The sequence below is a fragment of the Streptococcus suis YS161 genome (assembly GCF_002760245.1).
Classification (GTDB): domain Bacteria; phylum Bacillota; class Bacilli; order Lactobacillales; family Streptococcaceae; genus Streptococcus; species Streptococcus suis_I.
Genome location: NZ_ASCA01000043.1, coordinates 85,285 through 102,008 on the forward strand (window position 1 = coordinate 85,285; position 16,724 = coordinate 102,008).

The following is a 16,724-nucleotide window of genomic DNA, read 5'->3' on the forward strand; positions in this document are numbered from 1 at the left end:
ATGTGGAAAACAGTATTACGACGTTTACTCATGATGGTTCCTCAGATTATCATTCTGAGTGTCATTGCATTCTTTGTTGCAAAAATGATGCCTGGTGATCCATTTACCGGTATGATTGACCCTAATATTGACCCTGCTATTATTGAACAAAAACGGATTGCAGCAGGGTACTATGACCCAATTCATATTCAATACTTCCGCTGGGTTGGTAATCTATTGCAGGGTGATTTTGGACAAAGTTTCCTCTTTAAACAACCGGTTATCGATGTGATTATGCAGCGTTTGAATAACACAATTTGGTTATCATTGCTTACTATGATTTTGACCTATGCTATTGCCCTTCCTTTAGGTATGATTGCGGGTCGTTATCAAAATTCACTTGCTGATAAAGTCATTGGTGTTTACAATTTCTTGACTTTCTCAACACCAACTTTCGTATTTGCAATTTTGATGCTCTGGTTATTTGGTTTTAGTTTAGGTTGGTTTCCAACACGTGGTTCTATCGGTGGCGGTGTAGAAGGATTTGCAGCCATTCTCAGTCGCTTACACCACATGATTCTTCCAGCGATTACAATGGCAATTTTGTCAACAACAGTAACTATTCAATATCTTCGTACGGGGATTATCGATGCGAAGAGCCAGGACTATGTTCGTACAGCTCGTGCCAAAGGTGTTCCTGAGAGAGTTGTTTATAACCGTCATATCTTCCGTAATTCTATCTTGCCAATTGCATCTTTCTTGGGCTATGAATTGACAGGATTGATTGGTGGTTCTATCTTCATTGAAAATATTTTCACTTATCCAGGTATCGGTCAGTTATTCTATAACTCTATTTCTAGTCGTGACTATAGTGTCATCTTGGCTTTGTTGTTGATATTTGGTATGGGTACCTTGTTGGGGACATTGATTTCAGATATTATCATGAGTATCGTGGATCCACGTATCCGTGTGAAATAGAAGGAGGAGTAAGGTGAGTAAAGAAAATAAAAAACAAGTACAATCTGCTTCAACTCCTCCAGGTGGCTTCCGTGTCATCGCGCGGGAGTTTATGAAGGATCGACTTGCATTGACCTCATTAATTATCTTAGTGACGGTTCTCTTGGCAGTCTTTATCGGAGCGCTTCTGTTGGATCAAGAACAAGTTATGAAAGTCAACCTTTTGGGACGTTACTTGGAACCAGGTGTTAACGGCTATATCTTGGGGACAGATGAAGGTGGTAAAGATATCTTTGGTCAGCTGATTATCGGTGCTCGTAACTCGATCATTATCGGTTTTACAATTACGATTATTACTAGTATTGTTGGTATCTCTATCGGTCTGATTTCTGGTTATTACGGTGGTCGTTTGGACGGATTCTTGATGCGTATTGTCGATTTCATCATGATTTTGCCAGTGACTATGTTGATCATTGTATTCGTGACAGTTATCAAGAACTATACGATCTATCACTTCATTCTCATCATGAGTGCCTTTTATTGGACGGCCAAGGCTCGTCTATTCCGTACAAGGACTTTGTCAGAGGCAAGCTTGGATTATGTCAATGCATCAAAAACATTGGGAACAAGCGACTTCATGATTATGTTCCGTGAAATTTTACCAAACTTAAGTTCATTGATTATCGTCAACTTGACCTTGAACTTTGCGGGAAATATCGGTATTGAGACTTCGTTGACTTATCTTGGTTTCGGTCTACCATCGACAGTACCAAGTTTGGGTACCTTGATTGCCAATGCCCGCAATGCAGATATTTTGGAAAACAAGACATGGATTTGGTTGCCAGCAGCTATCTTCATCCTTGTGATGATGCTCTGTATCAACTATGTCGGACAAGCTTTCCAACGTGCAGCAGATGCCAAACAACGTTTGGGTTAAACAAATATATAAGAGTTCTTTCTGGAACTCTTTTTCTGTACATTTCAGCTGTCACAAGCTTGTTTTTTACAGAATTTGGAAAATATGGTAAAATGGAGTGATAAAACTATTTGAGGTAACGAATTATGACTGTTAAAATCAATACTAAAGACGGCCAAATCGAATTGACTGACGACGTGATTGCCACAGTTGTTGGCGGTGCTACGACTGAGATTTTCGGTGTTGTTGGGATGGCTAGTAAGTCTGCGATCAAGGATAATTTTCAAGCACTTTTGAGAAAAGAAAATTATTCTAAAGGTGTTGTGATTAAGACCTTGGAAGATGGTCGCATTGCAGTCGATGTTTATACTGTGATGAGCTACGGTGTAAAAATCAGTGAAGTATCTCGCAACATCCAAGAACGCGTTAAGTTCAACTTGGAAAATCAACTAGGTATCTCTGTAGATGCCGTCAATGTCTTTATCCAAAATATCAAAGTCGTAGGAGAATAATTGTGTCTAAAATTACAACTAGTTTATTTCAAGAAATGGTGCAGGCAGCATCAACTCGTCTGAATAAACAAGCCGAATATGTGAACTCACTCAATGTTTTCCCAGTTCCAGATGGGGATACTGGTACCAACATGGGGATGACTATTACCAATGGTGCTAAAGAAGTAGCAGATAAGTCTGCTTCTACTGTTGGAGAAGTTGCGCAAATTCTTTCTAAGGGCTTGTTGATGGGAGCTCGTGGAAACTCAGGTGTTATTACGTCGCAATTGTTCCGTGGTTTTGGTCAATCTGTTAAAGGCAAGGTTGAATTGGACGGTAAGGATTTGGCGCAAGCCTTTCAACATGGTGTAGAAGTGGCTTATAAAGCCGTTATGAAGCCAGTTGAAGGTACAATTCTTACTGTTTCGCGTGGGGCAGCCACTGCCGCTTTGAAAAAGGCAGAAGAGACTGATGATGCGGTTGAGGTCATGCGTGCCACTCTTGATGGTGCTAACCGTGCTCTTAAGAAAACGCCAGAGATGCTTCCAGTCTTGAAGGAAGTTGGCGTTGTCGATTCAGGTGGACAAGGTCTTGTTTACATTTATGAAGGCTTCTTGTCAGCTTTGACGGGTGAGTATATTGCTTCGGAAGATTTTGAGGCGACACCTGCTGTTATGTCTGAAATGATTAATGCTGAGCACCACAAGTCAGTTGCAGGTCATGTAGCGACTGAAGATATTACCTTTGGTTACTGTACAGAAATCATGGTAGCTCTTCGCCAGGGTCCTACTTATGTCAAGGACTTTGATTATGAAGAATTCCGTGACTACCTTAACGACCTTGGGGATTCTCTCCTTGTGGTCAACGATGATGAAATCGTTAAAGTCCACGTCCATACAGAAGATCCAGGCTTGGTCATGCAGGCAGGTCTTCAATACGGTAGCTTGGTCAAGGTAAAAGTGGACAATATGCGTGAGCAACATGAAGCTCAGGTTGAGAAAGAAGAAAGTTTCCAAAAACCGGCTGAACAAAAAGAGTATGCTATTATTGCGGTAGCTGCTGGGGAAGGTTTGACAGAAATCTTCAAATCACAAGGTGTTGACTATGTGATTTCAGGTGGTCAGACCATGAACCCATCAACAGAAGATTTTGTCAATGCTATTGAATTGGTCAATGCCCGCAATGTCATCTTGTTGCCAAACAACAAAAATATCTTGATGGCTGCTCAGACGGCTGCTGAGGTTGCAGAAGTTGCGGTTAAGGTTGTGGAAACTAAGACCCTACCACAAGGTTTTACTAGCTTGCTTGCTTTTGATCCAAGTCGTGATTTGGAAAGCAACTTTGACGCGATGACGGCATCTCTCGCAGAGGTGAAAAGTGGTAGCGTGACAACTGCGGTCCGCGATACAACCATCGATGGTCTTGAAATCCATGAGAATGACAACCTTGGTATGGTTGATGGCAAGATTGTGGTTTCTAATCCTGATATAATGGAAACACTTGTCGCTACATTTGAGAAAATGCTGGACGAAGACAGCGAAATCGTGACGATCTATATCGGTGAAGATGGTAATGAAGAAGTGGCTCAAACTCTTGCTGAACAGCTAGAAGAACAATTTGAAGATGTTGAGTTTGAAATCCATCAAGGAAATCAACCAGTCTATCCATATCTTTTCAGCGTAGAATAAACAAAATCGCAGGCTCTGGCTTGCGATTTTTTCTGTCGACTTGTCTACAATTTCCAGTAGACCTATGACAAACTACTGGGGCTATGGTATAATTAAAGACATGTATAGTCAGAATGAAAATGAATTGATTGCCATTGGTGAGAGAATTGGAAAAGCCTGTAAGCCAAATCAAGTTCTAGTATTATCAGGGGATTTGGGTGCTGGGAAAACAACTCTGACCAAGGGTTTGGCCAAGGGTTTAAAAATTGAACAGATGATTAAGAGTCCTACTTATACGATCGTTCGAGAGTATGAGGGGACCATGCCACTCTATCACTTAGATGTTTATCGAATTGGAGATGACCCTGACTCGATTGATTTGGATGATTTTCTCTATGGAGGAGGTCTAACGGTTATCGAGTGGGGAGAATTACTGGATGTCAGTCTATTTGATGACTATTTGCTCATTCGTATAGAGAAAGAGGGAGATGGTCGACGATTGACAGTCGAATCTCATGGGGCTCAAAGTAGCGATTTAGCGAAGGAGTTCCAAAATGTCTGAAAAAGAAGTGTATTTTAGTGAAGCTGAACCAGCTGATGCAGCAGCTTTTATTGATTTTATGAATCAAGTTGCTAGAGAAACGGATTATCTGGTCATGGATGAGACTGGTTTTCGATTTAGTGTTGATGAAATGGAGACCATCTTCGAAGCAGGAATCGAAAATCCTCGTGAATTGTGCCTATTGGCTAAGGTTGGTTCGGAAGTCGTCGGCGCAATTTCTGTTAAGTCCTCTAAGCAGTTTCGCATTAGCCATATCGGAAATATTTTTATTGCAGTAAAAAAAGCCTACTGGGGTCACGGTCTAGGGACGATTTTACTGGAGGAAGTATTGCATTGGGCAGAGGAAATGGATGTATTGAAGCGTTTGGAATTGACGGTTCAGGTTCGCAATGAGGCGGCAGTACATTTATACCAAAAACTAGGATTCAACATTGAAGGAACCCAGATACGTGGGGCTAGAACAGATGAAGGAGAATGGCTTGATCTTTATTATATGGGCAAGTTAATTGGTGAAGTATGACAATTGGAAAAAAAATATTCTTAATGTCTTTGGCTATTGTTGGTTTAACACTAGGTGCCGGCTTAATATATGGGGCCAGCTTGTTAAATTTTTCTACAGGTACTATTTCAAAAACCTATAAGCAGCTAGATGGAGAGGAAGAAATCACTCCTATTGATGCGACAGAGCCCCTAACTATCCTACTGATGGGGGTGGATATGGACCAAGCGACCCGCGGGGGAGATTGGGAGGGTGGCCGTAGTGATTCGATGATTTTAGTAACTGTTAATCCCAAGACTAAGGAAACCAATATGATGAGCTTGACTCGTGATATTATGGTTGAGATTGCAGAAGCGAACGGGGAGTCTTCAGGAACGGTTGAAAAACTAAATCATTCTTATAGCTACGGACAGGCACCGATGGCCATTGCCACGATCGAAAAGATGATGGATATTAACATTGACCGCTATATCGAAATAAATATGGATGGTCTGGTTGAGCTTGTTGATGCGGTTGGAGGTATTGAGGTAAACAATACTCTTGGCTTCCCTATATCCATTTCAGAACATGAGCCTGCCTATACCTCTATTGTCCAGCCGGGGCAACAGTTGGTAAATGGGGATCAGGCGCTGGTTTATGCTCGGATGCGCTATGATGATCCTGAGGGGGATATCGGACGTCAGAGACGCCAACGAGAAGTTATCACGGCTATTATAAAAAAACTCCTCCAGTTAGATGGTTTGACCCAGTATAAGAAGATTCTGACCGCCATCTCCAATAATATGCGAACCAACATTGAGATTAGTCCTGCGACAATTCCAAGCCTCCTGGGTTATAAAGACTCGGTCTCTAAGTTGAATTCCTATCAGTTGCGCGGTGTGGACCAAATGGTTGATGAAATCTATTATCAATTACCAACCAGTGAACATCTATTGGAAATGCAAAATATTCTGAAAAAATCTATCGGCTTAGAAGAAAAGACCGACTTAGTCACAAACGTGAAGGTCTACGAAGGACAGATGGGATTGCCAAGTCCAATAAACGTTTATGATGTATATACAAATCTCTTGCTGTTAGAAGCAAGTCCATGGGCAGAAAGCTTGGCTCCAGAAATAGGGAGTCCATCGGCTACTACGACTGTAACAACAGAAGAGCTGGTAACCGATTTTTCAACAGAGCCAGTACTTGGTGATGAAAGCGGGTCACAATAATGTAGTCATCTAGTTCTTCTTTTATTACTTTGACGAGCGAGTACAAAAAGCCTATAAAAATAGAGGTCGTTTGCAACCTCTCAGATTGAAGAAAAAGTCCATTTTGGACAATTTTCTTCAATCTTTTTTCTTTATGTTGAAAATAAAAAACTCTCAGAAACGCCGAAATATCAATGTTTCTAAGAGTTTAATGACTTGCTATCTTTCGCAAACTTCTTCAACTTTTTATATTTTTATAGGCTTTTAGTTTACTTTTAGTACTCGCTCCAACTATCTGGGAGATAGTTGGAGACTGGGGATAAAGTGAACGATGTTCACATCAAAAGCCGCAGGCATAACTGAAGTTAGGCAAGGCGAGTTCAAACAATCCAGTGAAGTGTTTGAAGTTGGAAATAAGGAAACGGAGTTTCTTCTTATGTCGAAGTAATAAAAGAAAAACTAAATGACGATATTTGGAAATTCCCTATGTTAGGGAGTGTTATTCTCATTCTGGTATTTTTTGAGAATCTGTTGGATTTCTTCCAAGTTTCCTGCAATGCTTTGCTGATAGACTCGAGTCTTATATTGTAAGTCAGAAGCCATTTCCTGCAAGGGTTCTTGAAAACTTTGGATAATGGCAAGTTGTTCCTGAATATTGTTCTTGCTCAGTTGAATATCTGATAGAAGTTGTTTGGTTTCCTGTACTTCTTTAGCGATTTTATCCCGATGCGTGACTGCAAGGAAGCTGGCGGTAGCGGCGCTTGCGGCTAAAATGATATTACGAAGTTTCATATTATTCTCCTAGATAGAGCTCTTGTGCCAGTTGAGCCAGGGCTGGGAAGTCAGGGTCGTTGGCTTTAAATTGAATGCTCAATCCATCTTGATTGTTAAAGCGTGGTAAGAGATGGATGTGTGTATGAAAGACGGTTTGCCCAGCGGCCTCCTCGTTATTATTAACGATGTTTAGACCACTAGCTCCAAGTTTTTCTTTTAACTGACGAGCGATGGTTGGCACAACAGAAAAGAGTGTGGATGCAGCGTCTTTATCCATATCAAGCACGTTTCGGTAGTGTTTTTTAGGGACAACCAATGTGTGTCCTTTTGTGACCTGAGTGATGTCTAAAAAGGCTAATACTTGGTCATCTTCGTAGACTTTTGAAGCTGGTATTTCTCCAGAGATAATTTTGCAAAAAATACAATCCGACATAATGGCAACCTCTTTCTAGGATTTTTGTTATAATAATTATATCAAATTGTAGGAAGAAATGTATGTTAGAAGTAAAAAATGTAACTGGAGGATATGTCAATATCCCAGTTTTGAAAGATGTATCTTTTACCGTTGAGGATGGTCAATTAGTTGGTCTAATTGGTTTAAATGGTGCAGGGAAATCAACGACTATTAAGGAAATTATCGGTCTTTTGACCCCCTATCAGGGACAGATTGCAATTGACGGCCTAACTTTGCTACAAGGGGCTGAAAATTATCGGAAGAAGATTGGATTTATCCCTGAAACACCAAGTTTGTATGAAGAACTAACTCTCAAAGAGCACTTGGAAGTGGTAGCAATGGCCTATGATTTATCCTGGGAGCAAGCTTGGGGACGTGTTGAGCACTTGTTAAAACTGTTTCGCTTGGATGAGAAATTGGACTGGTTTCCTGTCAATTTTTCAAAGGGAATGAAGCAGAAGGTCATGATTATTTGTGCTTTTATGGTGGAGCCGAGTCTGTTGATTGTTGATGAGCCTTTTCTGGGATTAGACCCTGTGGCTATCTCTGATTTAATCGCTCTTTTGGAGGAAGAAAAATCTAAGGGCACTTCAATCCTCATGTCCACTCACGTTCTTGACTCAGCTGAGAAAATGTGCGACTCTTTTGTGATTTTACATCAGGGACAGGTTCGTGCAACTGGAAATTTGGAGGAGCTACAAAGCGCATTTGGTATGGATGGTGCAAGTCTGAATGAAATTTATCTGGCCTTGACGCAAGAAGGAGTGGCTGGATGAAAGAATTGTTTCAACAACGCCGACTAGATTTTTTAAATCGTTGTTCCAAGTATCTGCGCTATGTTCTGAATGACCATTTTGTTTTGGTTCTCATGGTTTTATTAGGCTTTTTGAGTTTGCAATACCGTCAATTATTGTTGTCATTCCCTGAGAATCCGTTGCCGATTGTTTTTGTGGTTATTGCAATCAGTCTACTGGTACTAGTGTCCGGAAAAATTGCGACTTATCTAGAAGAAGCTGATCAAATCTTCCTATTGACCAAGGAAAAAGACATTCTGCAAGGACTCGAGGTTGCAGCCAGACGCACGGTCTTGTTTTGGTCCTCTATACAGGTGATGGTTCAGCTTGTTTTGTTACCAATCTATTTGAAACTGGGTTTACCGGTGTGGATGATTGTAGCTGGTCTTCTTACTTTGTTGGTTTTAAAATGTCTTTTTGTCAAGCGCCAATTAGTGGCTTATCAGTCACAGGGAGTATTGGACTGGTCTAAGGCTATTCCAGATGAACAAAAAAGGAAACAGTCTATTTTACGTTTCTTTGCCTTATTTACGACGGTTAAAGGAATCAGTACGACTGTTAAACCGAGAGACTATCTCAATGGAATCTTGCGTCTTGTCAAGTCGAGACAGACTTGGTTTTATCTCTACTTACGGGCTTTCTTGCGTTCAGGAGACTACTTGGGCTTGACGATACGTCTACTGTTGTTGGCGATTTTGTCCTTATTTGCCATTGAAGAATCGTGGTTATCCATCGGCTTAGTTTTAGTCTTTCATTATTTGCTTGTCTTCCAGTTGTTGGGGCTTTACAAGCATTATGATTATCAATATATAACACAACTGTATCCTCTGGAGAAAGATTCCAAGAAAATCGGTCTTCAGAATTTGCTTAGAGTGATTTTATATAGTCTATTAGTAGTGGAATTGGGCTTTGCTCTGCTATTTTCTAAAGAGAATGCGATGGTAGTCGTCTTACTTCTCGTGGGGATTTTCTTGCATGAAATATATTTGCCTCTAAAATTAAAAAAATTGATTGACTAAATAGACGAAAATTAGTAAAATAGTAAGGAATTTTTAAAGGAGGAAAGGCATGCAGTTTGATACCAGTGGGCTACAATTACAGTCTATTGCAGGAAATAGTGGCAAAGCGTTTAAAGGCCTACGGTCAGACGGAACGCCAGTCTTTGTGAAGTATGAGATGCCTCCGATAGTGTCTGCTCTTGCGCGTGAGCAAATTACACCACCCGTTTTGTCAGCAAATCGTGAAGTAGGAATGGGGCATCGTGTAGAGCAGGAGTGGTTGAATGGTCGTACCTTGGAGCGTCAAGATATGACTAGTAAACAGATTCGTCAAATACTGGTGAGAATGCACTATTCTCGCATTTTGCTCAATCAGGCTTTGCAGATGAATTATACCTATATGGAACCTCAGGATTTGGTTTATCGTTGGCAAAAAGAGGCGCCAACTAGATTGGGACAGAATTCTTATCTGCAATCTATCTGTCAAGATTTATTGAATAATCTACCAAGATTCCGTCAAGAGGTAGCAACATTTGTTCACGGAGATTTGCATCATAGTAACTGGGTAGAAACGACGTCTGGTTTGGTGTATTTGACAGATTGGGAGACCGCTTGTGTAACGGATCGGATGTTGGATGTTGCCTATATTTTGACGCATTATATTCCTCGTCAGTCCTGGGAAGAGTGGCTTCGGGCTTATGGCTACAAATATAACAGCACAGTATTAAATAAGGTTTATTGGTATGGCCAGCTTGGCTATCTAAACCAAATAGCTAAGCATGTAGAAAGCTACAATGTTTTGGCTGCAAATAAAGAAATTTATGCTCTACGGCAATTCCGTCAGAGTTTCTATAAGGAAGTATGAGAGTTAGAAATCGTAAGGGAGCGAGTGAGCTTCTAGCAAACAATCCCCAGTATGTTATCTCCAATCCAGAGGAGTGTAAGGGGAAATGGGCAGAGATTTTTGGAAACAATAATCCTATCCACATAGAAGTTGGTTCTGGTAAAGGTCGCTTTGTCACTGGTATGGCTACGCAAAATCCAGATATTAACTATATTGGTATTGATATTCAAATGACCGTGTTAAGCTATGCCTTGGACCGTGTGCTTGAAGCTGGCTTACCAAATATAAAATTATTGCAGGTGGATGGTTCGAGTTTGACCAACTATTTTGCACCGGTAGAAATAGATCAGCTTTATCTGAATTTTTCTGATCCATGGCCTAAGAAACGTCATGAGAAACGCCGTTTGACCTACAAGTCATTCTTAGATACCTACAAGGAAATCCTACCTGAGAAGGGAGAAATCCACTTCAAAACAGATAATCGTGGTCTGTTTGAGTATAGCCTGGCTAGTTTTTCTCAATATGGCATGGTCTTGAAGCAAGTTTGGCTAGATTTGCATGCGGATGGTTTGGAAGGCAACGTTATGACAGAGTATGAGGAGAAATTCTCCAAAAAAGGCCAGGTTATCTACCGTGTGGAAGCACAGTTTCAATAATTCCCTTAGTGGAAAATGAGGAGAGGTCTAACAGAGACCTTTTTCCTTTACAAATAGGGATAGATATGATAGAATAGTGTAAGTGAATAATGAGAAAAGGGGTTGGCGTCAGTCAACCCTTTCCCTGTACACGGATTTCTGTATATAGAATGAAGGATAGTACAAGGGAGTTTATTGTCAAAGGAAATAGAGAGTCCTGGATAGTGCGAACTATTTGAGTAATGTATTTCTAGCGACTATAAAAATAGGAGGTGTTTATGTCATCAATTATTGAATTGGTCACAGCAGCAATTACCCCCGCTATTCAAACTCCTTACGAGTTGGTGGATGTGGAATATGGTAAAATGGGCGGTGACTATGTCCTATCGATTTTTGTCGATAAGGAGGGTGGAATTTCCCTTCAAGATACGGCAGATTTATCCGAAAAGATCAGTCCGATTTTGGACACTATCAAGCCAGACCCATTTCCAGACCAATACATGCTGGAGGTAACAAGTCCAGGTTTGGAGCGTCCTTTAAAAACGGCAGATGCTGTTGAGAAGGCGGTTGGAAAGTACATCCATGTCAAGCTCTATCAGGCAATTGATAAAATCAAGGTTTTTGAAGGAACGTTGCTCTCCTTTGATGGAACAGACCTGATTATGGAGTATATGGATAAAACTCGTAAGAAGGAAGTGACTATTCCTTACCAGACGGTGGCTAAGGCCCGTTTGGCTGTTAAGTTATAATGCTCTTTCATGAGTATTTTATAAAGATATTAGACTTTAAGAAAGGACCTTTTGAGCGCAAAAGGAAAACAACATGAGTAAAGAAATGCTAGAAGCCTTCCGTATTTTAGAGGAAGACATGGGTATTAACAAAGCGGATATCATTGATGCAGTTACAGAGTCGCTTCGTTCAGCTTATAAACGCCGTTATGGTCAATCAGAATCAGCAGTGATCGAATTTGACGAGAAAAAAGGCGATTTCCATGTATTTACTGTTCGTGAAGTAGTAGATGAAGTATTTGATAGCCGACTAGAAATTAGTCTAAAAGATGCCTTGGCTATTTCATCAGCTTATGAAATGGGTGACAAAATTAAATTCCCAGAAGATCCAGCGGAATTTGGTCGTGTAGCAGCCCAATCAGCTAAGCAGACCATCATGGAAAAAATGCGCAAACAAAAGCGTGCCATTACCTTCAATACCTACAAGCAACATGAAAATGAGATTATGTCAGGTACGGTAGAGCGTTTTGATAATCGCTTTATCTATGTCAACCTTGGTACGATTGAAGCACAATTGTCAAAACAAGACCAAATTCCTGGTGAGGTTTTCCAATCTCATGATCGTATTGAAGTCTATGTCTACAAGGTAGAAGACAATGGTCGTGGTGTTAACGTATTTGTCAGCCGTAGCCATCCAGAAATGATCAAACGTCTCATGGAACAGGAAATTCCAGAAGTATACGATGGAACAGTTGAAATCATGAGTGTTGCCCGTGAAGCTGGAGACCGTACGAAAGTGGCTGTTCGTAGCCACAATCCAAACGTAGATGCCATCGGTACGATCGTTGGTCGTGGTGGTTCAAATATCAAGAAAATCACTAGTAAGTTCCACCCAGCTCGTTATGATGCTAAGAATGACCGTATGATTCCTACTGAGGAAAATATTGATGTCATCGAGTGGGTCGCAGATGAAGCGGAATTTATCTACAATGCGCTTGCACCTGCTGAAGTTGACCAAGTATTGTTTGATACAGAAGATGGTAAGCATGCTACTGTTGTTGTGCCAGATGATAAATTGTCACTAGCAATCGGTCGTCGTGGTCAGAATGTTCGTTTGGCAGCCCATTTGACAGGCTTCCGTATCGACATTAAGTCTGCTTCCGAATATGAGGCATTTGAGGCGGCTCAGTATGCAACAGAAGAGCTTGTAGAAGAAGTCGCGGAAGAATTTACAGAAGAACAAGAATAGAACAAAAGGAGCAGCCATGGCAAAAGCTAGAAAAATACCCTTGCGCAAGTCTGTGGTGTCCGGTGAAATCATCGACAAACGGGATTTGCTCCGTATTGTAAAAAACAAAGAAGGTCAAGTATTTATCGATCCAACAGGCAAGGCAAATGGTCGTGGAGCTTATATCAAGCTTGACAATGATGAGGCAAGCCAAGCTAAGAAACGTCGTGTCTTCGATCGTTCCTTTAGTATGGAAGTGGCCGAAGAATTTTACGATGAATTAATTGCCTATGTTGATCATAAGATCAAGAGGAGAGAACTTGGACTCGAATAAGAGACAGAAAATCTTAAATTTATTAGGTTTAGCCCAGCGAGCTGGTCGCCTGGTTTCGGGTGAGGACCTGGTTGTTGAAGCTATTCAAAAAGGGCAGGCAAAGTTGGTGTTTTTAGCCGAAGATGCTGCTGGAAATTTAAGTAAAAAAGTAACAGATAAAAGTCATACCTATCAAGTAGAAGTTGTAACAGTGTTTTCAACACTGGAATTGAGTGCAGCTGTCGGCAAGGCTAGAAAAGTTCTTGCAGTGACAGACGCTGGATTTACAAAGAAGATGAGGTCTATTATGGAATAGAACAGGAGGACAAGGCATTGTCTAAGAAGAGATTGAATGAAATAGCCCGTGAATTAGGCGTAAGCAGTAAGGAAGTTGTTGCTAAGGCTCAAGAATTGGGTTTTGAAGTCAAAAGTCATGCTTCAAGCGTAGATGAAGCAAGTGCTAAACGCCTTGCAGAAAGCTTTGGGGGACAAAAATCAGAGGCAACTAAAGTTGCGGCAAAAGTTAGCCAGCCTGAAAAGGTTGATGAAACTCCAAAAGTGGAAACAGCTAAGGTAGAAAAAGCTAAGGAAACACAGCCAGTAGTAAAAGAAGAAGTTGCGGCAAGTACAGTACAATCAGCTCCACATCGTCCACAAAGTCGAAACTTTAAGGCAGAACGTGAGGCGCGTGCCAAAGAGCAGGCTGCTAAGCGAGCTCAGGGTCAAGGAAAAGGTGGTCAAGCTAAATCTGGTCAGGACCGTCGTGACAACCGTCAACAAGGTCAGGGACGTTCAAACAATGAGCGAAATGATCGCCGCGATAATAGACGCGAACAGGGTTCAGATAAACGAAAGGACAATCGTTTTGGGGACCGTCGCGATAATCGTGATAACCGTTCAGGTCAGTCAGCTCGCTTTGAACAAAGAGAGGCTGCAAAACCAGCAGGACCTAAAATTGACTTCAAAGCGCGTGCTGCTGCTTTGAAAGCAGAACAAAATGCGGAGTATGCTCGTACCAGTGAAGAACGTTTTCGTCAGGCTCAGGAAGCTAAAAAGCAACCTAAGAAGCCAAAAGAAATTAAGTTTGAAGAACCGGTTGTGGAAAGCAAACCATTTGTGAAGCCTGCACCTGTTGCATCGGTACCAGAGCAAGTTGCAGAAACTACTGTAGATACCCGTCGTAAGAAACAAGCTCGACCAGATAAAAAACGTGACTTTAATAGTGATGAAGAAGATGGTCCACGGAAACAACAAAGAAATCGAAATAGTCAAAATCAAGTGAGAAATCAAAGAACAAGTAACTGGAATAACAATAAGAAAAATAAAAAAGGCAAGGCAAACCAACCTGCCAAACCTGTCACAGAACGCAAGTTCCACGAATTGCCAACTGAATTTGAATATACTGCTGGCATGACCGTCGCAGAAATTGCAAAACGAATCAAACGTGAACCTGCTGAGATTGTGAAAAAACTCTTCCTTATGGGAGTTATGGCGACTCAAAACCAATCTTTGGATGGAGATACTATCGAACTCCTTATGGTTGATTATGGTATTGAAGCGAAAGAAAAGGTAGAGGTCGATAACGCAGATATTGAGCGTTTCTTCGTAGAAGAGGGTTACCTCAATGAAGAAGAGATGACAGAACGCCCACCTGTTGTGACTATCATGGGACACGTTGACCATGGTAAAACAACCTTGTTGGATACCCTACGTAATTCTCGTGTTGCTACTGGGGAAGCTGGTGGTATCACACAGCATATCGGTGCCTACCAAATTGAGGAAGCTGGTAAGAAAATTACCTTCTTGGATACTCCAGGACACGCGGCCTTTACTTCTATGCGTGCACGTGGTGCATCTGTTACCGACTTGACCATCCTAGTCGTTGCTGCAGATGATGGTGTCATGCCGCAAACGATTGAGGCTATCAACCACTCAAAAGCAGCTAATGTGCCAATCATTGTAGCTATCAACAAGATTGACAAGCCAGGTGCAAACCCAGAACGTGTCATCGGTGAATTGGCTGAACATGGTGTTATTTCAACTGCCTGGGGCGGTGAATCTGAGTTCGTAGAAATTTCTGCTAAATTCAACCAGAATATTGATGAATTGTTGGAAACTGTTCTTTTGGTCGCTGAAATCCAAGAACTGAAGGCAGACCCAACTGTTCGTGCGATTGGTACAGTTATCGAAGCGCATTTGGATAAAGGGAAAGGTGCGGTTGCAACCCTCCTCGTTCAACAAGGGACACTTAATGTTCAAGACCCAATCGTTGTCGGAAATACCTTCGGACGTGTTCGTGCCATGACAAACGACCTTGGTCGTCGTGTTAAGGTGGCTGGACCATCTACACCAGTTTCGATCACTGGTTTGAACGAAACACCGATGGCTGGTGATCATTTTGCGGTCTATGAAGATGAAAAATCTGCGCGTGCTGCCGGTGAAGAACGTGCTAAACGTGCTCTTCTTAAACAGCGTCAAGCAACGCAACGAGTTAGTCTTGAAAACCTCTTTGATACCCTTAAAGCAGGTGAGGTTAAGTCAGTTAATGTGATTATCAAGGCTGACGTACAAGGTTCAGTTGAAGCTCTTGCATCATCGCTTCAAAAGATTGAAGTCGAGGGAGTACGTGTCAATATCGTCCACTCTGCAGTTGGTGCTATCAATGAATCAGATATTACTCTTGCGGAAGCTTCAAATGCTCTTGTGATTGGTTTCAACGTTCGTCCAACAGCTGAAGCGCGTAGCCAAGCTGAAGCAGATGATGTTGAAGTACGTCTTCACAGCATCATTTACAAGGTTATCGAAGAGATGGAAGATGCCATGAAAGGTATGCTTGATCCAGAATATGAAGAAAAAATCATTGGTGAGGCAATCATTCGTGAAACCTTCAAGGTATCCAAAGTTGGAACGATCGGTGGATTTATGGTCGTACGTGGTAAGGTTACCCGTGATTCAAGTGTTCGAGTTATCCGTGATGGTGTTGTAGTATTTGATGGTAAACTAGCTAGTTTGAAACGCTATAAAGATGACGTGAAAGAAGTTGGTAATGCCCAAGAGGGTGGTTTGATGATTGAGAACTACAACGACTTGAAAGTTGATGATACCATTGAAGCTTACATCATGGAAGAAATCAAAAAATAATATTTTCTCATTGTCAAAGTCATAGACAAGTGATTTTGTCGAGGAAGTGATAATTTAATAGACTTTAGTAGGTTTTAAAGCAATAGTTTTTAATCTACTTGGATTATTCAAGCTGGGGAAACTCAGCTTTTCTATCATCTAAGAAAGGAAATAATATGGCGAATCATTTTCGTACAGACCGTGTCGGGATGGAGATCAAGCGCGAAGTCAATGAGATTTTACAAAAGAAAGTTCGTGATCCACGTGTGCAGGGAGTGACCATTACAGATGTTCAGATGGTCGGCGATTTGTCAATGGCCAAGGTTTACTACACAATCATGAGTAATTTGGCATCCGATAATCAAAAAGCACAAACGGGTCTTGAAAAAGCGACGGGAACCATTAAGAGAGAACTTGGTCGTAAGTTAACTCTTTATAAAATTCCGGATTTGGTCTTTGAAAAAGACCAATCAATTGAGTACGGCAATAAAATTGACCAAATGTTGCGTGCTCTTGATCAGAAAGATTAACAACAAAAGTCGGATGGAAACATTCGGCTTTTTCTGGATCGGATG

Annotated in this window: 19 protein-coding genes; 17 read left to right on the top strand and 2 right to left on the bottom strand. The window is 41.3% G+C overall.

The genetic code is table 11. The annotated features are described in order from the left end of the window. From opp4B to SST111_RS06220, 7 genes are all read left to right on the top strand, one after another. A complete protein-coding gene (opp4B, locus tag SST111_RS06190) occupies positions 1-957 on the top strand; it encodes an oligopeptide ABC transporter permease (protein ID WP_024397663.1) in 957 nt (318 codons plus the stop codon). Between the two features lie 13 nt (positions 958-970). Continuing rightward, entirely contained in the window at positions 971-1,873 is a 903-nt protein-coding gene (locus SST111_RS06195) for an ABC transporter permease (protein WP_002942329.1), read from the top strand. Between the two features lie 125 nt (positions 1,874-1,998). Further along, positions 1,999-2,364, top strand: coding sequence for an Asp23/Gls24 family envelope stress response protein (locus SST111_RS06200; RefSeq protein WP_002939192.1), 366 nt, complete (start codon positions 1,999-2,001; stop codon positions 2,362-2,364). 2 nt (positions 2,365-2,366) lie between these two features. After that, positions 2,367-4,031: a DAK2 domain-containing protein gene (locus SST111_RS06205; protein WP_099810386.1), complete on the top strand. Its 1,665-nt coding sequence runs from the start codon at positions 2,367-2,369 to the stop codon at positions 4,029-4,031. A 100-nt stretch (positions 4,032-4,131) separates the two neighbouring features. Then, positions 4,132-4,572, top strand: coding sequence for a tRNA (adenosine(37)-N6)-threonylcarbamoyltransferase complex ATPase subunit type 1 TsaE (gene tsaE / locus SST111_RS06210; RefSeq protein WP_024376437.1), 441 nt, complete (start codon positions 4,132-4,134; stop codon positions 4,570-4,572). Then, positions 4,565-5,092 (top strand): GNAT family N-acetyltransferase, encoded by a 528-nt coding sequence (locus SST111_RS06215; RefSeq protein WP_024376436.1) that lies wholly within the window; start codon positions 4,565-4,567, stop codon positions 5,090-5,092. Before tsaE ends, SST111_RS06215 begins: the two co-directional genes overlap by 8 nt. Next, positions 5,089-6,282, top strand: a complete 1,194-nt coding sequence (locus SST111_RS06220) for an LCP family protein (RefSeq protein WP_099810387.1) — start codon at positions 5,089-5,091, stop codon at positions 6,280-6,282. Before SST111_RS06215 ends, SST111_RS06220 begins: the two co-directional genes overlap by 4 nt. 468 nt (positions 6,283-6,750) lie before the next feature. Here the strand turns inward: SST111_RS06220 and SST111_RS06225 are convergent, their stop codons facing one another. Both SST111_RS06225 and SST111_RS06230 read right to left on the bottom strand, forming a co-directional pair. Beyond that, the gene (locus SST111_RS06225; protein ID WP_099810388.1) at positions 6,751-7,053 is read right to left on the bottom strand and encodes a chemotaxis protein; all 303 of its coding nucleotides are present in this window, start codon (positions 7,051-7,053) and stop codon (positions 6,751-6,753) included. A 1-nt stretch (position 7,054) separates the two neighbouring features. Beyond that, positions 7,055-7,468 (bottom strand): HIT family protein, encoded by a 414-nt coding sequence (locus tag SST111_RS06230; RefSeq protein ID WP_029188404.1) that lies wholly within the window; start codon positions 7,466-7,468, stop codon positions 7,055-7,057. A 62-nt stretch (positions 7,469-7,530) separates the two neighbouring features. Between SST111_RS06230 and SST111_RS06235 the strand changes: the two genes are divergently transcribed. The 10 genes from SST111_RS06235 to rbfA all read left to right on the top strand — a co-directional run bounded on the left by SST111_RS06235 (position 7,531) and on the right by rbfA (position 16,679). After that, positions 7,531-8,265 (top strand): ABC transporter ATP-binding protein, encoded by a 735-nt coding sequence (locus SST111_RS06235; RefSeq protein ID WP_002942356.1) that lies wholly within the window; start codon positions 7,531-7,533, stop codon positions 8,263-8,265. Continuing rightward, the gene (locus tag SST111_RS06240; protein ID WP_099810389.1) at positions 8,262-9,302 is read left to right on the top strand and encodes an ABC transporter permease; all 1,041 of its coding nucleotides are present in this window, start codon (positions 8,262-8,264) and stop codon (positions 9,300-9,302) included. Before SST111_RS06235 ends, SST111_RS06240 begins: the two co-directional genes overlap by 4 nt. Positions 9,303-9,351: 49 nt before the next feature. Then, entirely contained in the window at positions 9,352-10,146 is a 795-nt protein-coding gene (gene ccrZ, locus SST111_RS06245) for a cell cycle regulator CcrZ (RefSeq protein ID WP_002942360.1), read from the top strand. After that, positions 10,143-10,781, top strand: coding sequence for a tRNA (guanosine(46)-N7)-methyltransferase TrmB (gene trmB, locus SST111_RS06250; RefSeq protein ID WP_099810390.1), 639 nt, complete (start codon positions 10,143-10,145; stop codon positions 10,779-10,781). Before ccrZ ends, trmB begins: the two co-directional genes overlap by 4 nt. 257 nt (positions 10,782-11,038) lie before the next feature. Beyond that, positions 11,039-11,509 (top strand): ribosome maturation factor RimP, encoded by a 471-nt coding sequence (gene rimP, locus SST111_RS06255; protein ID WP_002942369.1) that lies wholly within the window; start codon positions 11,039-11,041, stop codon positions 11,507-11,509. Between the two features lie 73 nt (positions 11,510-11,582). Continuing rightward, the gene (gene nusA, locus SST111_RS06260; protein ID WP_024377936.1) at positions 11,583-12,737 is read left to right on the top strand and encodes a transcription termination factor NusA; all 1,155 of its coding nucleotides are present in this window, start codon (positions 11,583-11,585) and stop codon (positions 12,735-12,737) included. 16 nt (positions 12,738-12,753) lie between these two features. Further along, complete coding sequence (rnpM, locus tag SST111_RS06265; protein ID WP_002942375.1) at positions 12,754-13,050, top strand: RNase P modulator RnpM; 297 nt, start codon at positions 12,754-12,756, stop codon at positions 13,048-13,050. After that, positions 13,007-13,345 carry a YlxQ-related RNA-binding protein gene (locus SST111_RS06270; protein WP_043028741.1) on the top strand — a complete coding sequence of 113 codons (339 nt, stop codon included), beginning with the start codon at positions 13,007-13,009 and terminating at the stop codon, positions 13,343-13,345. The genes rnpM and SST111_RS06270 overlap by 44 nt, the downstream gene beginning before the upstream one ends. Before the next feature lie 17 nt (positions 13,346-13,362). Further along, positions 13,363-16,170: a translation initiation factor IF-2 gene (infB, locus tag SST111_RS06275; RefSeq protein ID WP_099810391.1), complete on the top strand. Its 2,808-nt coding sequence runs from the start codon at positions 13,363-13,365 to the stop codon at positions 16,168-16,170. A 155-nt stretch (positions 16,171-16,325) separates the two neighbouring features. Next, entirely contained in the window at positions 16,326-16,679 is a 354-nt protein-coding gene (gene rbfA, locus SST111_RS06280) for a 30S ribosome-binding factor RbfA (RefSeq protein WP_002942382.1), read from the top strand. Positions 16,680-16,724: the final 45 nt, after the last annotated feature.

Coding starts and splice junctions, on each gene's coding strand:
- opp4B (WP_024397663.1), top strand. CDS start 1: ATGTGGAAAACAGTATTACGACGTTTACTCATGATGGTTCCTCAGATT.
- SST111_RS06200 (WP_002939192.1), top strand. CDS start 1,999: ATGACTGTTAAAATCAATACTAAAGACGGCCAAATCGAATTGACTGAC.
- tsaE (WP_024376437.1), top strand. CDS start 4,132: ATGTATAGTCAGAATGAAAATGAATTGATTGCCATTGGTGAGAGAATT.
- SST111_RS06215 (WP_024376436.1), top strand. CDS start 4,565: ATGTCTGAAAAAGAAGTGTATTTTAGTGAAGCTGAACCAGCTGATGCA.
- SST111_RS06220 (WP_099810387.1), top strand. CDS start 5,089: ATGACAATTGGAAAAAAAATATTCTTAATGTCTTTGGCTATTGTTGGT.
- SST111_RS06225 (WP_099810388.1), bottom strand. CDS start 7,053: ATGAAACTTCGTAATATCATTTTAGCCGCAAGCGCCGCTACCGCCAGC.
- SST111_RS06230 (WP_029188404.1), bottom strand. CDS start 7,468: ATGTCGGATTGTATTTTTTGCAAAATTATCTCTGGAGAAATACCAGCT.
- SST111_RS06235 (WP_002942356.1), top strand. CDS start 7,531: ATGTTAGAAGTAAAAAATGTAACTGGAGGATATGTCAATATCCCAGTT.
- SST111_RS06240 (WP_099810389.1), top strand. CDS start 8,262: ATGAAAGAATTGTTTCAACAACGCCGACTAGATTTTTTAAATCGTTGT.
- ccrZ (WP_002942360.1), top strand. CDS start 9,352: ATGCAGTTTGATACCAGTGGGCTACAATTACAGTCTATTGCAGGAAAT.
- trmB (WP_099810390.1), top strand. CDS start 10,143: ATGAGAGTTAGAAATCGTAAGGGAGCGAGTGAGCTTCTAGCAAACAAT.
- rimP (WP_002942369.1), top strand. CDS start 11,039: ATGTCATCAATTATTGAATTGGTCACAGCAGCAATTACCCCCGCTATT.
- nusA (WP_024377936.1), top strand. CDS start 11,583: ATGAGTAAAGAAATGCTAGAAGCCTTCCGTATTTTAGAGGAAGACATG.
- rnpM (WP_002942375.1), top strand. CDS start 12,754: ATGGCAAAAGCTAGAAAAATACCCTTGCGCAAGTCTGTGGTGTCCGGT.
- SST111_RS06270 (WP_043028741.1), top strand. CDS start 13,007: ATGTTGATCATAAGATCAAGAGGAGAGAACTTGGACTCGAATAAGAGA.
- rbfA (WP_002942382.1), top strand. CDS start 16,326: ATGGCGAATCATTTTCGTACAGACCGTGTCGGGATGGAGATCAAGCGC.